Raw genomic sequence first — 14,989 nt, 5'->3', positions numbered from 1 at the left:
GACCGGCTCGGGAGTCACTCACTCGAGGTGTGCCGTGTCGTTGAGTGCGACGACGTTGTGGCTGCGGTGTGCCTGGCTGACCGCCAGGTGAGTGATGCTGCCCGCAGCCAAGGGGAAGAAGCCTTGGCCGATGGCGGCGATCGGGATGCCCAGCCACAGGGAGATCAGGTTGCTGGTGGCAGAGCCGTGCGACACGATGACGACCGTGTCGTACGACTCGGCCAGGATCTCGTCGAACGCGGCCTGCAGACGATGGACGAGCTGGAGCCTGGTCTCGGCAACCGCCGGACCGTCGTGATGGGTCAGCAGGTCCCCGTCAGGCGGCAATGGCTCGGTCCGCCCGTGGAGCCATTCCTTCGGGCGCCCCTCGGCCTCTCCGAAGGAACGTTCGCGCAGCCGGTCGTCCGTCGTCACGTTGACGCCCAACCGGTCGGCGATGTGACGTGCGGTGTGGTGCGCGCGCCGCAGATCCGAGGAGTACAGGCGGACCGCTGACGTCCCGATTCGTTCTGCCACGGCCGCCGCCACGCAGACGGCCTGCTCGTGCCCACGTGGGGTCAGGTCGGAGTCGAACCAGCCACCCACCAAGCCGTCGACGTGGTGTTGCGCCTCCGTGTGCGTCACCAGCAGTACATTGCCCCTTCGCCAGCCTCTCCGTCCTCGTCCGCCCACAACGCCTCGTCCGCCCACAACGCCTCGTCCGCTCACAACGCCTCACCAGCATGGATCGCGTCATCCCCACGCAGGGAACCGTCAGGTGTCGGTCTGGCCTGAACTCCCCGTCAGGTCCGGTCGAGCCATTCGTCGTGCGCACGGAGCTCGGCCTCCCGGATCGCGTCGGCGAAGCCGTCGGTGATCATGTCAGGATCCTCGGCGACGGCCCGTACGGCGATCGCGCGGGCCTGCTCGATCAACTCGCCGTGTTCGAGCACGCGTAGCAACCGTAGGCTCGACCGTACGCCGGACTGCGCGGCACCCAGGACGTCGCCCTCGCGCCGCTGTTCGAGGTCGACCTCCGCCAGTTCGAACCCGTCGCGGGTCGCGGCGACCGCGTCGAGTCGTTGTCGGGCGGGGGTGTCGTCCTGCGCCTCGGTCAACAACAGGCAGACGCCCGGGTGCTCGCCTCGTCCGATCCGGCCGCGCAACTGGTGCAACTGCGAGACGCCGAACCGGTCGGCATCGCTGATCACCATCACCGACGCGTTCGGCACGTCGACGCCGACCTCGACCACGGTGGTGGCGACCAGGACGTCCAGCTCACCGGCGGCGAAGGACCGCATCACCTGGTCCTTCTCCTCCCCCGGCAGCTGACCGTGCAGCAGCCCGACTCGGAGCGACGACAACGGACCGGCGGTCAGTTCCTCGTACAGCTCGACGACACCGCGGCCGCCGTCCTCGCTGCCGGCCGCACTGCTGATCCGCGGACAGACCACGAACGCCTGCCGCCCCAGCGCGACTTCTTCGACGATCCGTTGCCATGCCCGGACCACCCAGTCGCGGTGGAGCTGCTCGTCGACCACCACGGTCGACACCTCGGAACGTCCAGCCGGGATCTCGGTCAACGTGGACACCGCCAGGTCACCGAAGATCGTCATCGCCACCGTCCGCGGGATCGGCGTGGCCGTCATCACCAACAGGTGCGGGTGCGCCTCGGCCTTGCCCACCAGCGCAGCCCGCTGTTCGACCCCGAACCGGTGCTGCTCGTCGATCACGATCAGTCCGAGCTCGGCGAAGGTCACGTTCTCCGACAGCAGCGCGTGGGTGCCGACCACGATCCCGGCCTCCCCCGAGGCGATGTCGAGCATCGCCTGCCGCTTCACCTTCGCCGGCATCGAACCGGTGAGGCTCACCACCTTGGTCGCATGCTCCGGTGCGGCCAATGTGCCCCCCAGCGCCAGGTCGCCGAGCAGGAGTTCGATGCTGCGGGCGTGCTGCGCGGCCAACACTTCGGTCGGCGCCAGCAGTACCGCCTGGCCGCCGGCGTCGATCACCGCCAGCATGGCCCGAACCGCAGCGAGCGTCTTGCCCGATCCGACCTCGCCCTGCAGCAGTCGCTGCATCGGCCGGTCGCGGGTCAGGTCGTCGAAGATCTGTTCGCCGACCGCCACCTGGCCGCGGGTGAGTTCGTACGGGAGGTCGGCATCGAACGTGTCGAGCAGTCGCCCGGCGACCCGTACCCGCGGGATCGCACGGTGACTGGCGGCATCGGCACGGCGGTACGCCATCACCAGCTGCGTCTTGAAGGCCTCGTCGAACCGGAGCCGGTCGAGCGCGGGCCCGGTGGCGGCCATCGTCTCCGGTCGGTGGAGCGCCTCGAACGCCGGCAGCAGTCCGATCACGTCCGCCTCGTCCCGCACCCACTCGGGCCACGGATCGAAGAAGTGCAGCTGGTCGAGCACGATGCCGATCGCCTGCGCGATGGTCCAGGTGCGGATGTCCTTGGTGGCCGGGTAGAGGCCGATGATGCCGCCGGTGCTCACCTCGGCCATCGTCTCGTTGCGCTTGGCACCGCCGATCACCACGCCCTGCTCGTTGACGATGACGAAGTCGGGATGGGCGAACTGCAACTGGTCGCGGAACATCGACACCTTGCCCGCGAAGATGCCGCGCACCCCGGGCACCAGCTGCTTCTCGTAGTACTGGATCAGGTGGGGACGACCGAAGAAGGTGAGCTGGACGGTCCCGTTGCCGTCGGTGACGTAGACCTCGAGCCGCTGCTTGCGTCCCGCACCGCGGACGGTCGCCCGCGCCACGTGGGCCAACACCGCGACCTCGTCGCCGGGCCGGAGCCCGGACACGTCGCTCTCGTCGGCGCCGCTCAGCCAGCGGCGAGGCAGGTGGTTGACGAGGTCACCGACGGTGAGCAGGCCCATCTTGGCGAGTGCGCCCGCCGTCTTCTCACCGACCAGCCCGTCCAACTTCTGGCTGAGCTGCCGGTAGGCCGTCGTCCGCCAGTCCCCCACCGCCACGTTCACTCCTCCCGTCCGGGCACCGCCCGATGCTGCAACGCTATCCACCGCCGCACAGGAGGGCTTGCACGACTGACCCGTGTTGCCGTAACGACGTAGCCATGGACGACACCGGCGCCGGTCACGACACCGCACCTGACAACAGCCCAGCCGCCAAGAGACAACCCCCCGACGACAGCGCGCCAGTCACGCCAGGCGCGTCCCTGGTCCTGTCACCACACCAGGACGACGAGATCAATCGGGTCGCCGCCCTGGTCGCGCGGGAGAGCGACCGCGGGACTGCCCTGCGACTGGTCAACGCCACCGACGGGTGCGCAACCGCTGTCCGTACGAAGCTGGCCCTGTCGTACGAGCAGACGCGTCGCTGGCGCGATCGGGAGCAGGCCTCGGCGTGGTCCTGGCTGACCGATGACCGCAGCCCTCGACCCATCAACCTCGGCTTTCCCGACGGTGCCCTGGTCGCCGACGCGTTGTTGCCGGCTGTCGAGCGCGAGCTGCAGGCGCTGGCCGATGCGACCGGCACCACCCCGCGGTTGTACGTGGCGACCTGGCATCCCGACCGGCCGGACACGGTGGTCGCGGACCGGCATCCCGACCACGTGGCCTGCCATCGGGTCGCCTGCCGGCTCCGCGACGCCCTGGGCCTCGAGGTCCGGTTCGGCCGGCACGTCACGGCAGCCCGGCCGACCGGCGAGGTCGTGCTGCCCGACGAGCACCAGCGGCTGCGGATCGAGGGTGCGATCGCGTCCTACACCGTCATCGGGAACCGTTCCGTTCGCACCACCTTCGAGGCGATCCTCGCCGGCGGAGGCCGGTCGGTCTTGACCGAGTGAGGTCCGAGGTTGCGTTCCCGGACTGCACGCGTGCCGCCCGTCCCATCCCCGTACGCGTGGATTGGTGCAGCCCAGGCGGGCACGTTGGGATGAGTCAACGACCCCGCTCGCGGGCACCTCGGGATGAGTCAACGACGTGAATTCGCCCGATCGCGGGTGAGCGGCTATGCTGGTTCGGTTCCCGATCGGGAACACACCTGTCTTTGCTCGTGTGAAACCTGCCTGTTGAAGGAGTACCAGTGGCTGCCGTGTGCGACGTCTGCGGAAAGGGCCCCGGCTTCGGACACAACGTGCCTTGGTCGAAGAAGAAGACCAACCGTCGTTGGAACCCGAACATCCAGCGCGTGAACGCCGCCGTCAGCGGCCAGGCTCGCCGGATGAACGTGTGCACCTCGTGCCTGCGGGCCGGCAAGGCCGCTCGCTGACACCTGGGCCACTCGCCCCACCTCCCCCGTCGCGATGCGCGACGGGGGATTTTCATGTCCCAGCGCGGATACCGGCCGAACGGCGCGTGCCCCGGCCCCGTGGGCCGGACGGCGCCGAGAACGGCGCCGCCCGACGGACCGACCAAACCGCGAACCCGACCAAACCGCGAACCAGGCCGACACGACGACCGACCAGAACGACGGACCGACCAGAACGACGAACCGGCCAGAACGACGAACCGGCCAGAACGACGAACCGGGGCCGCTCAGACGGCGACGACGACCGGGACGATCATCGGGCGGCGTCGGTAGCTGCTGTTCACCCAGCGGCCGATCTTGCGGCGCACGACCTGCTGCAGCCGGTGGGTGTCGGTGGTGCCGTCCCGCAACGCCTGGTGCAGCGCCGCCACCAGTTCCTCGCGGATCTCGTTGAACGCGGACTCGTCCTCGACGAAGCCGCGGGCGTGGATGTCTGGCCCGGAGAGGATCTTCTGCGCCTGCATGTCGATCACGCAGACCACCGAGATGAAGCCCTCCTCACCCAGAATCTTTCGGTCCGTGAGCGAGGTCTCGGAGATGTCACCGACGGTGGAGCCGTCCACGAAGATGTACCCGGCCTCGACCTGCCCGACGAGCTTGGCCTCACCGCCGGCCAGGTCGACCACCCCACCGTCGCGCATCACGATGCTGTGCGGCACCCCGGTCGCCCGGGCGAGCTCGGCGTTGGCGACCAGATGGCGTACCTCACCGTGCACGGGCAACGCGTTCCGCGGCTGCACGATGTTGTAGCAGTAGAGCAACTCGCCGGCCGAGGCATGACCCGACACGTGCACCATCGCGTTCCCCTTGTGGACCACGTTCGCACCCAGCGCGGTCAGCCCGTTGATCACCCGGTACACCGCGTTCTCGTTGCCCGGAATGAGCGAACTCGCCAGCACCACCGTGTCGCCCTCGGCCAACTCGATGACCTGGTGCTCGCCGTTCGCGATCCGCGACAGCGCCGACAGCGGTTCACCCTGCGAGCCGGTGGAGATGATCACCACCTCCGACGGCTTGTACTGGTCGAGCTCCTTGATGTTGATCAAGGTGTTCTCCGGCACTCGGAGGTAGCCCAGGTCACGGGCGACACCCATGTTGCGCATCATCGATCGGCCCACGTACGCGACCTTGCGGCCGTGTGCCACGGCGGCGTCCATCACCTGCTGCACCCGGTGGACGTGCGAGGCGAAACAGGCCACGATGACGCGCTGGTCACTGTTGACGAAGACCCGCTCGAGCGCCGGCAGGATGTCCTTCTCCGGCGTGGTGAACCCGGGCACCTCGGCGTTGGTGGAGTCGACCATGAAGAGGTCGACGCCCTCCTCACCCAGCCGGGCGAAGGCACGCAGGTCGGTGATCCGCCCGTCCAGCGGCAGCTGGTCCATCTTGAAGTCGCCGGTGTGCAGCACCAGGCCGGCGGCGGTCCGTACGGCCACCGCGAGCGCGTCGGGGATGGAGTGGTTCACCGCGACGAACTCGCAGTCGAACTCCCCCAGGTCGACCCGCTCCCCGGCCTCGACGACCCGGAAGTTCACGTTCTTGATCCGGTGTTCCTTGATCTTCTCGCGCAGCAGCGCAAGGGTCAACTGGGACCCGTACACGGGGATGTCGGCCCGCTGGCGCAGCAGGTAGGGCACCGCACCGATGTGGTCCTCGTGCCCGTGGGTGAGCACCAGCCCGACGATGTCGTCCAGTCGGTCGACGATCAGGTCGAAGCTGGGCAGGATCAGGTCGACCCCGGGATGGTCGTCCTCGGGGAAGAGCACCCCGCAGTCGATCAGCAGCAGCTTGCCGTTGATCTCCAGCACCACCATGTTGCGGCCGACGTCACCGAGGCCACCGAGCGGGATCACGCGGAGCGTGTCGGGGCGGAGCTTGGGCGGGGTACGAAGAGCTGGATTCACCGGCTCAGGCTATCGTGTCCGGCCATTCGGCTCACGGTCCGCGATGACTGCTCGAACGTTTGCCCTCAGGGGCAGCGCGACAGCGAAACCCCCCGGAGAAAGTGAGAAGCCCACGGTCGCCTGCTCGGGGGGTCAGGCAAACGCGGACTTCTCATCGAGAAGTCTTCCCGTTCCTCGCACGGAAAGCCACTTCAGCCCCAACTTGTCCCGAACTTTGGGAATCCTCCCTAGTCACAGCGATTTGAGCTGTCCGCATGTTGGACACCGGGGGTCGCTGAGTGGCCCATCGGTCGTGGTGACCACTCACGTACGATCGTCTCGTGCCCGATCGCCATGACAGCCCCGCCCCCCACGCCTCGGCAGCCTCGAGCGCGGAAGCCTCGAGCCCTGAAGCCGCAAGCCCTGAAGCCGCGAGTCCCGAGGCTCCGGGCCCCGCGGCCCCGGGCCCGGAGGCGGCGGTGGCCGACTCGGTCCGGCTGGCGCTGCCGGCCGAGGCCGCGACCGTCGCCGCCGTACAGCGCCGGGCGTGGGCCACCGACCTCGACCAGGACCTGTCGCAGTGGCTGCTGACCGAGGTCGACCTCGACGCGATGACGACCACCTGGCATGCCGCCATCACCCGTCCCCCGGACGCCCGCTGCCGGCTTCTCGTCGGCGTCGACGGGGCCAGCGGGGCGGTCGTCGGCTTCGTCGCGACCAGCCCCGGCGACGACCCGGACGCCGATCCGGCCCGGGACGGCCTGCTCGGCGAGTGGGTGGTCGATCCGCAGGCCCGACGCCGCGGCCACGGCTCCCGCCTGCTCAACGCGGCCGTCGACACGCTGCGAGCAGACGGGTTCACCCGGGCGCAGATCTGGCTGGCCGCCACCGACGACGTCCGGCGGCAGCTGCTGCACGAGTCCGGCTGGGCCCCCGACGGCGGCCACCGGGAGGTCGGCCCGACCGCCGAGCTGGCACAACGCCAGGTCAGGCTGCACACCGACATCACCGACGCCGGGGAGGCGTGACGGCAGGGCTCAGGGGCCGCCGAAGGTGATGTCGCTGCCGGCCAGGGTCAGCACCATGCCGTCCGGGGTGGAGGTGACATCGGTGACCTGCAGGCCGTGTGGCAGCTCCAGGTCGATCGGCTTCAGGTTGCGGGTCAGCAGGTCGCTGACGAGCTCGGCCGGCAGGTCGATCCCCGACACCGCCACGGTCGGCTCGGCGAGGGTGAGCTGCCCGGTGGCGGCGTTGATCTCCGGGCGCCCGGTCAACGTGATCGGCACCGACAGTCCACGGAACTCCAGGTTCTGGCTGATCACCACACGCCCCCTCCCCTGCGCGTCGGGATCGGCGTGGCGGAGCTCGGTGCCGGCCAGCACACTGACCGTCTCCCAGGGCGCGGTTCCCGAACCGTGCAGGGTGCCGACCGTGATCGTGGTGAACCAGTCCTGCGAGCTCACGTCGGACAACGTCAGGTCGACCCCGGTGAGGGTGACCCGACCGACCGCGGCGTCCATCTCCACCCGGTCCCCGGTGACGGACACCTCGGCGAAGTTCTGCGAGGCCGCCTGGACCAGGAAGGACGTGCCGCCGATCGACACCGCCGGGGGGCTGGTCAGCCCGAGCTCGGTCTGGACGCGGGTCGCCACCTCGCCCTCGGCGTACTGTCGACCGACCGTGTCGGCCAGGACCAGCAGTGTCGCGACGAGGGCCAGTGCGACCAGGATCATCGCGGGCTTGAACCAGCGGGGTCCGCGCGGCTTGGCCGGACGTGCCGAGACCGCTTCGGGTGGCGTGGGTCCGCTGCCCGGGGCGGCGCCGGTGCGCTGTTCCGGGATGATGAGGGTGCCGCCGTCGCGTCCCTTCAGCGAGGCCACCTCAGGCCTCGATGCCGATGATGTCGTCGATCCCCTCGGTCAGCCCCGGGCGGTCACCGACGGCCCGAACGGCCGCCAGCACCCCAGGCATGAACGACACCCGGTCGTACGAGTCGTGACGGACCGTCAGGGTCTCCCCCGGATCGCCGAGCAGGACCTCCTGGTGGGCGACCAGACCCCGCAACCGGACCCCGTGGACGCGGACCCCGTCGACGTCGGCCCCGCGGGCACCCGGCACCTCGTGACTGGTGGCGTCCGGCACCGGCCCCAGGCCTGCCTCTTGACGGGCTGTGGCGACCCGGCGGGCGGTGGTGGTGGCCGTCCCGGACGGTGCGTCGGCCTTGTCCGGGTGGTGCAGCTCGACGATCTCGACGCTCTCGTAGAAGCGTGCGGCCTGCTCGGCGAAGTGCATCATCAGCACCGCCCCGATGGAGAAGTTGGCGGCCACCACGACGCCCACCTCGGGTGCGGCGGCGAGCCAGGTGCGCAGTTGCTCGGTCCGTTCCGCGGTGAAGCCGGTGGTGCCCACGACGGCGTGCACGCCGTGCTCGATGCAGTACTGCAGGTTGTCCATCACCGCATCCGGGTGGGTGAAGTCGACGACCACGTCCGCATCGGCGATCGGGGTCAACGCATCGCCGGCGTCGACCCGGCCCACCAGCTGCAGGTCGTCGGCGGCCTCGACCGCCCGGCACACCTCGGCACCCATCCGGCCGGCGGCCCCCAGTACGGCAACCTTCGTCAGTTCTGTCACCCGACCACTCTAGTTGGAGCCACCAGCTCCACCGGGCACCTGCGGCGAGGAGCGGGGCGCCAGTCGGGACCGCAGCACCAGGAACAACACCCCGAGCACCACGTACAGCCCGGTCACCAAGATCAGCTGCAGACCGTAGTCGTGCGGGGCCGCGAGCAGTCCGGCGATCCGGGTGCCGATGTGCATGCCACCGTGAACCCCCACCGCGGCCCAGAGCGAACCCGTGCCGATCTGGGCGGCACCACAGACGAAACCGAGCGCGACGGCCTGCAGCGGGTACAGCACGAACTTCTCGACCACCCCTTCGGCCGGCGACTGCGACAACAGGTGCAGGGACCCGAAGAGCAGCGAGCTGATCGCCAGGGCGACCCCGACCCGGACCTTCGCGGCATTCATCACGTACCCCCGAAAGATCAACTCCTCCGGGAAGCCCTGCATCACGAACGACGGCAGGAACGCGTACGCCAGTCCGCCGAGCACTGCGGCGATCGGGATGCTGGCCACCTCGGGCACCGGGGCGGCCAGCCCGGTCAACCGGCTGATCCCGGCCAGGGCCACCGTGGCGAGCACCAGCACGACGAAGGTCAGCCCCAGCATGGCTGCCTCACGTCGCGACCAGCGCAGCCCCAGCTGCGCCAGCGGTGAGCCCAGCTCGGGGTGCCGGTGTCGACCGTCGAGTCGGGCCAACCCGGCAGCCAGGGCCACCGAGCCACCGCAGAAGGTCGCCATTCCGATGAGGTTGACCACGACGAGTGGGATCGTGGGCAGCAGGGTGGTGAGGCCGAGCGGCACGCCGAGCCCCGCCGCGAACAGCACCGCCACGAATCCGACGAAGCCGATGAGGATCCGGACCGGTGCCGGCAGCCGGGCGTCCGGTGGGGGCCGCAGCGCGGGTTCAACAGCGGCGCGGTCAGGTCGCCGGGTCGTGGTCTCAGGCTGTGTGTTGATCATGGTCCCGACGCTACGGACGATGCTGATCATGCACATCGCGCGAACGGCACCCCGGCAGGCGTGCCCTTGGTCACCGCCCCACCGTGACCTTTGGCACAGGTCGGGGACGAATCGGCTGGTTAGGCTCGACCCCATGCGACTGGCCGATCTGGACCTCGAACGGCTCACCCGGTACGTGATCACCGCCGTACTCGCCATGGGCACCGTCACCGGGGTGGTCATCCGCGCCCTGGTCCTTGGGCAACCGGGCTCGGAGGTCCTGGTGCCGTGGCCGTGGGGTCTCGCCGTGGTGGTCGGGATGTGGGTGGCGTGGTGGCGGGTCTCGCTGGTCGAGGGTGCCCGGCCCCTCACCGCCGTGGTGTTCGCCGTGTTCGCGTTCGCCACCGTCGTGGCCGACGGGACGGGATCGACCCAACAGATCCCCGAGGCCGCGGTGGTGGTGCTCGTACTGGCGCTGGGAGCTCGGTGGGCGGCGGTGGTGACCGCCGGCCTGCTGACCCTGATGAGCGTGAGCCTGGTCGGCCTGTTCCAGATGACCTGGCTCGGTGTGGCGCAGCAGTGGTTCAGCGCCGTGGTGCTGGTGCTGTTCGCCTTCCTGCTCGCCGTTGCCCTGGACCATGCGCGACGGGCCCAACGCCGTACCGCCGACCTGCTCCATCAGGTCGCCACCCGCTCCCGGCAGGTGCGGGAACTGTCGCTGCTGCAGGAACGCAGCCGCACCGCCGGTGAACTGCACGACGGGCTGGGCCACCAGCTGACCGCGATCGCGATGGGGCTACGGGTGGTCGAACAGGCCCAGGGCTCCGACCCGGCCCGTGCGAGGGCCGAACTTGAACGGACCAGCGCGCTGGCCGCCGGTGCCCTGCAGGACCTGCGGCGTTGGGTCCGGGCACTGGGCAGGTTCCACCCCGACCGGCACCGCGGCGTCGATGCGGTCCAGTCGATCGCCGACACCTTCGCCGGCACCACCCTTGACGTCGAGGTCTCCACGTCGGATGACCCGTGGCAACTCGATGACGAGTGCGAGGTGGTGCTCTACCGGATCGTGCAGGAGTCACTCACCAACGTCGTCCGGCATGCCCGGGCCGAGCACGTGACGATCACCCTGGCCGCCGAGACCGATCGGATCCGGATCGTCGTGACCGACGACGGGTCGACCACCGCGGCCTCGACCGACAAGGGGTACGGCCTGGCCACGCTGTCCGACCGGGTGTCGGAGGTCGGAGGCACCTTTGCGGCCGGATCTCTGACCGGCGGTGGATTCCGGGTCACCGCGACCCTGCCTGCCGAGGTCGGCCGGGTGACTGAGCCGGCCGTCGACCACGTCGGTGTCGGATGACCGAGGCGTCGCCCGTGACGGTGATGATCGTCGACGACCAAGAGGTCGTACGGCGTGGCCTCGGCCTGATGCTGGAGCTGGCCGGCGGCTTCGCGGTGGTCGCCGAGGCACCCGATGCGGCAACCGCGCTGACGCTGGTCCGTACGGGCCGCGGCGGCGGTCCGGTGCGCCCGCAGGTGGCGCTGCTGGACGCGCGGATGCCCCGGATGAGCGGGATGGAGCTGATCCCGCTGCTCCGCGCCGAGGTCACCGACCTGACGATCCTGGTGGTGTCCACCTTCGACGACGACGACGTGGTGCTCGGCTCGTTGCGTGCCGGGGCGGACGGATTCTTCCTCAAGGACGCCTCGCCCGACGAACTGCGCGACGGCATCCACCAGGCGTTGGCGGGTCGTACGGTGATCGATCCGCGGGTCGGCAGTCAGGTCGTGTCGGCCCTCGCGCAGCGGGCCGAACCCCGAGGCACACGCGACGACGAACTGATCGAAGCGCTCACCCACCGGGAGCGCGAGGTCACCGCGATGGTCGCCGAAGGCCTCAGCAACCGGGTCATCGCGCGCCGGCTGCAACTGCGTGAGGGCACGGTGAAGAACCACGTCTCGGCCGCGCTGCGCAAGTCGGGCGCCCAGAGCCGTACGGAACTGGCCGTGTGGTGGCGCGACGGCTGAGCCGACGCCGACCACGTCCATCCCACGCCCAGACCACGCCCCGCACGACCCGCCCCACGACGAAACCGCCCGGATCCACGCCACAGGGATCGCCGGTGGGCCGCGGACCCGAGCGGTTCGACTCGGGATCCTTCTCGGATCAGATGTTGGCTGCGGGCTCGGCGTCGTCACCCTCGTCCGACGACGCAGCACCGTCCTCGGCCTTGTCGTCGACGACGGCGATCAGCGAGAGCTTCCCGCGGTCACCGATCTCGGCGATCTCGACCTGGACCTTCTGGCCGACCGAGACGACGTCCTCGACATTGTTGACCCGCTGGCCACCGTTCAGCTCGCGCAGCTTGCTGATGTGCAGCAGGCCGTCCTTGCCGGGCATCAGCGAGATGAAGGCGCCGAAGTCGACGGTCTTCACCACGGTGCCGAGGTAGCGCTCGCCGACCTCGGGCATCGTCGGGTTGGCGATCGCGTTGACGGCCTGGCGGGCGGCCTCGGCGGCCTCACCGTTGTCGGCACCGATGTAGATGGTGCCGTCGTCCTCGATGGACAGGTTGGCGCCGGTGTCGTCCTGGATCTGGTTGATCACCTTGCCCTTGGGACCGATCACCTCGCCGATCTTGTCGACCGGGATCTTGACGGTGATGATGCGCGGGGCGTACGGGCTCATCTCGTCCGGCGCGTCGATCGCCTCACCCATCACGTCGAGCAGGGTGTTGCGGGCATCCTTGGCCTGGTTCAGCGCGGCCACCAGCACCTTCGAGGGAATCCCGTCCAGCTTGGTGTCGAGCTGCAGCGCAGTGATGAACTCGCGGGTACCGGCGACCTTGAAGTCCATGTCGCCGTACGCGTCCTCCTGGCCGAGGATGTCGGTCAGCGCGACGTAGGTCTGCTCACCGTCGACCTCACCGGAGATCAGGCCCATCGCGATGCCGGCGACCGGCGCGCGCAGCGGCACACCGGCGTTCAGCAGCGCCATCGTCGAGGCGCACACCGACCCCATCGAGGTGGAGCCGTTCGACCCGAGCGCCTCCGACACCTGACGGATGGCGTACGGGAACTCCTCGCGCGACGGCAGCACCGGCACCAGCGCCCGCTCGGCGAGTGCACCGTGGCCGATCTCGCGGCGCTTCGGCGATCCGTACCGACCGGTCTCACCGGTGGAGTACGGCGGGAAGTTGTAGTGGTGCATGTAGCGCTTCGAGGTCTCGGGCGCGAGGGTGTCGAGCTTCTGCTCCATGTCGAGCATGTTCAGCGTGGTGACCCCCAGGATCTGGGTCTCGCCGCGCTGGAACAGCGCCGAGCCGTGCACCCGCGGGATGACCTCGACCTCGGCCGACAGCGGCCGGATGTCGGCCAGCCCACGACCGTCGATGCGCACCTTGTCGCGCAGCACGCGCTGCCGGACGATCTTCTTGCTCAGCGCGGAGAACGCGCCGCCGATCTCCTTCTCGCGTCCCACGAACTGCGGGGCGAGCTCCTCGGTCAGCTTGTCGCGGAGGGTGTTCTGCGCCTCTTCCCGCTCGGCCTTGCCGGCGATCTGGAGGACCTTCACCAGCTCGGCGGACCCGGCGGCGTCGACCGCGGCGAGCACGTCGTCCTGGTACTCGAGGAAGACGGGGAACTCGCGGGTCGGCTTGGCGGCCTTGGCGGCCAGCTCGGCCTGGGCCTCGCACAGCGCGGCGATGAACGGCTTGGCGGCGTCGAGGCCCTGGGCCACGACCTCTTCGGTGGGCGCGGTCCGGCCGGAGCGGACCAGGTCCCAGGTCTGCTCGGTGGACTCGGCCTCGACCATCGCGATGGCGACGTCACCGTCGGGCAGCACGCTGCCGGCGACGACCATGTCGAACGAGGCGTCCTCGAGCTGCTCGACGGTCGGGAAGCCGACCCACTGGTCACCGAGCAGGGCGACGCGGACGCCGCCGATCGGGCCGGAGAACGGCAGCCCCGACAGCTGGGTCGACAGCGACGCGGCGTTGATGGCCACGACGTCGTACGAGACCTGCGGGTTGAGCGCCATCACCGTGACCACGACGTTGACCTCGTTGCGCAGGCCCTTGGTGAAGCACGGACGCAGTGGGCGGTCGATCAGCCGGCAGGCCAGGATGGCCCCCTCGGACGGACGGCCTTCGCGGCGGAAGAACGCGCCGGGGATGCGACCCGCGGCGTACATCCGCTCCTCGACCTCGACGGTCAGCGGGAAGAAGTCCATGCCGTCGCGGGGTGAGCTGGAGGCGGTGGTGGCGGCCAGCAGCATCGTGTCCTCGTCGATGTAGACCGCCGCCGAGCCGCCGGCCTGCTGGGCGAGCAGCCCGGTCTCGAACCGGATGGTGTGCTTGCCGTACGAGCCGTTGTCGATGACGGCTTCGCTGAACTTGATGTCGGATCCCTCCATGGGAACTCCTTCGTCGTCGTGACGGCGTACCCCGGTCGGGCCGCGAGGGCCCGTGGGTACGCCATCGACGGCGATCGTCGCGGTGGAGGATGGGGACGGCAGGTGTGCCGGTCTTCGATCGAGGCCCGCGGGTCACAGGTGGCCGCACTCAGGTGCGCGGCCGGTTGGTCCCGAACGCCACTACCGAGGACCGGGCTGGGCCGAAGGCCTCCGGGCGCCGATCGCCGGGTGGTTCTGCACAGGGCAGATTGTCTCGGTCACTGTATCGGGATGTGCAGACATAGACGAATCCGCCACGCCCCGGCTCCTCGCGACACCACGTGCTCGCCGACGCACAGGTTGCTCGCCGACGCACACGCTGCAGACGTCGGCAACCTGTGTCACGGCGAGGAACCTGTGTCACGGCGAGGAACCTGTGTCACGGCGAGGAACGTGCGCCGTACCGCGAACGACAACCGCCCCGCGCCGCCGCGTGATGCGGCCGCCGGGGCGGTGTCAGGCCTGTCGGTGTCGGCCCGGGTGGTCGCTCAGCGACGCAGCCCGAGGCGCTCGATCAGCGAGCGGTAGCGCTCGATGTCGGCCTTGGTCAGGTAGTTGAGCAGTCGACGACGCTGACCGACGAGCAACATCAGGCCACGACGGCTGTGGTGGTCGCCCTTGTGCTGCTTCAGGTGCTCGGTCAGGTGCGCGATGCGCGCGGTCAGCAGCGCCACCTGGACCTCCGGGGAGCCGGTGTCACCGGGGACGGTGGCGTACTTCTCGATGATCTGCTGCTTGGTGAGTTCCTGCGTGGTCTCTGCCATGTCCAGACTCCTTGGGGTCCGTTGCGCGGCGCCCCCACCCGGGATCGGGCCTGCATCGG

The 14,989-nt window shown here is 69.7% G+C and carries 13 protein-coding genes; 5 read left to right on the top strand and 8 right to left on the bottom strand.

Annotation, left to right across the window (positions count from 1 at the left end; translation table 11 throughout):
- Positions 1-18: 18 nt before the first annotated feature.
- Positions 19-624: a histidine phosphatase family protein gene (locus tag ACQBAU_RS07245; RefSeq protein ID WP_465255778.1), complete on the bottom strand. Its 606-nt coding sequence runs from the start codon at positions 622-624 to the stop codon at positions 19-21.
- 158 nt (positions 625-782) lie between these two features.
- Positions 783-2,963, bottom strand: coding sequence for an ATP-dependent DNA helicase RecG (locus tag ACQBAU_RS07240; protein WP_434550152.1), 2,181 nt, complete (start codon positions 2,961-2,963; stop codon positions 783-785).
- 107 nt (positions 2,964-3,070) lie between these two features.
- On the opposite strand from ACQBAU_RS07240, the gene ACQBAU_RS07235 reads away from it, so the two are divergent.
- Entirely contained in the window at positions 3,071-3,802 is a 732-nt protein-coding gene (locus ACQBAU_RS07235; protein ID WP_434550144.1) for a PIG-L deacetylase family protein, read from the top strand.
- 239 nt (positions 3,803-4,041) lie between these two features.
- On the top strand, positions 4,042-4,227 hold the full coding sequence (gene rpmB, locus ACQBAU_RS07230; RefSeq protein ID WP_434551708.1) for a 50S ribosomal protein L28: 186 nt from the start codon (positions 4,042-4,044) through the stop codon (positions 4,225-4,227).
- Between the two features lie 266 nt (positions 4,228-4,493).
- Here rpmB and ACQBAU_RS07225 read toward each other — a convergent pair whose 3' ends face one another.
- Complete coding sequence (locus tag ACQBAU_RS07225) at positions 4,494-6,170, bottom strand: ribonuclease J (RefSeq protein ID WP_434551709.1); 1,677 nt, start codon at positions 6,168-6,170, stop codon at positions 4,494-4,496.
- Positions 6,171-6,628: 458 nt separating this feature from the next.
- Between ACQBAU_RS07225 and ACQBAU_RS07220 the strand changes: the two genes are divergently transcribed.
- Complete coding sequence (locus tag ACQBAU_RS07220) at positions 6,629-7,177, top strand: GNAT family N-acetyltransferase (protein ID WP_434551710.1); 549 nt, start codon at positions 6,629-6,631, stop codon at positions 7,175-7,177.
- A 9-nt stretch (positions 7,178-7,186) separates the two neighbouring features.
- Here the strand turns inward: ACQBAU_RS07220 and ACQBAU_RS07215 are convergent, their stop codons facing one another.
- From ACQBAU_RS07215 to ACQBAU_RS07205, 3 genes are read right to left on the bottom strand one after another with little or no spacing between them, the layout of a single operon-like run.
- Positions 7,187-8,029: an LmeA family phospholipid-binding protein gene (locus ACQBAU_RS07215; RefSeq protein ID WP_465255777.1), complete on the bottom strand. Its 843-nt coding sequence runs from the start codon at positions 8,027-8,029 to the stop codon at positions 7,187-7,189.
- A 1-nt stretch (position 8,030) separates the two neighbouring features.
- On the bottom strand, positions 8,031-8,774 hold the full coding sequence (gene dapB, locus ACQBAU_RS07210; RefSeq protein WP_434551715.1) for a 4-hydroxy-tetrahydrodipicolinate reductase: 744 nt from the start codon (positions 8,772-8,774) through the stop codon (positions 8,031-8,033).
- Positions 8,775-8,792: 18 nt separating this feature from the next.
- Entirely contained in the window at positions 8,793-9,734 is a 942-nt protein-coding gene (locus tag ACQBAU_RS07205; protein ID WP_434551712.1) for a CPBP family intramembrane glutamic endopeptidase, read from the bottom strand.
- 133 nt (positions 9,735-9,867) lie between these two features.
- Here ACQBAU_RS07205 and ACQBAU_RS07200 point away from each other — a divergent pair, with 133 nt between their 5' ends.
- On the top strand, positions 9,868-11,073 hold the full coding sequence (locus ACQBAU_RS07200; protein WP_434551713.1) for a sensor histidine kinase: 1,206 nt from the start codon (positions 9,868-9,870) through the stop codon (positions 11,071-11,073).
- Between the two features lie 23 nt (positions 11,074-11,096).
- Positions 11,097-11,741: a response regulator gene (locus tag ACQBAU_RS07195; protein ID WP_434551716.1), complete on the top strand. Its 645-nt coding sequence runs from the start codon at positions 11,097-11,099 to the stop codon at positions 11,739-11,741.
- Positions 11,742-11,880: 139 nt separating this feature from the next.
- On the opposite strand, the gene ACQBAU_RS07190 is transcribed toward ACQBAU_RS07195, so the two are convergent.
- Both ACQBAU_RS07190 and rpsO read right to left on the bottom strand, forming a co-directional pair.
- On the bottom strand, positions 11,881-14,127 hold the full coding sequence (locus tag ACQBAU_RS07190; RefSeq protein ID WP_465255775.1) for a polyribonucleotide nucleotidyltransferase: 2,247 nt from the start codon (positions 14,125-14,127) through the stop codon (positions 11,881-11,883).
- Positions 14,128-14,654: 527 nt separating this feature from the next.
- Entirely contained in the window at positions 14,655-14,930 is a 276-nt protein-coding gene (gene rpsO / locus ACQBAU_RS07185; protein WP_434551662.1) for a 30S ribosomal protein S15, read from the bottom strand.
- Positions 14,931-14,989: the final 59 nt, after the last annotated feature.

Origin of the sequence: Carbonicoccus niuqiaonis (assembly GCF_050157065.1) — a bacterium.
Classification (GTDB): Bacteria; Actinomycetota; Actinomycetes; order Propionibacteriales; family Propionibacteriaceae; genus Avipropionibacterium.
Note: the sequence above shows the minus strand (reverse complement) of the source record. Positions and strands in the feature narration are given on the sequence as shown.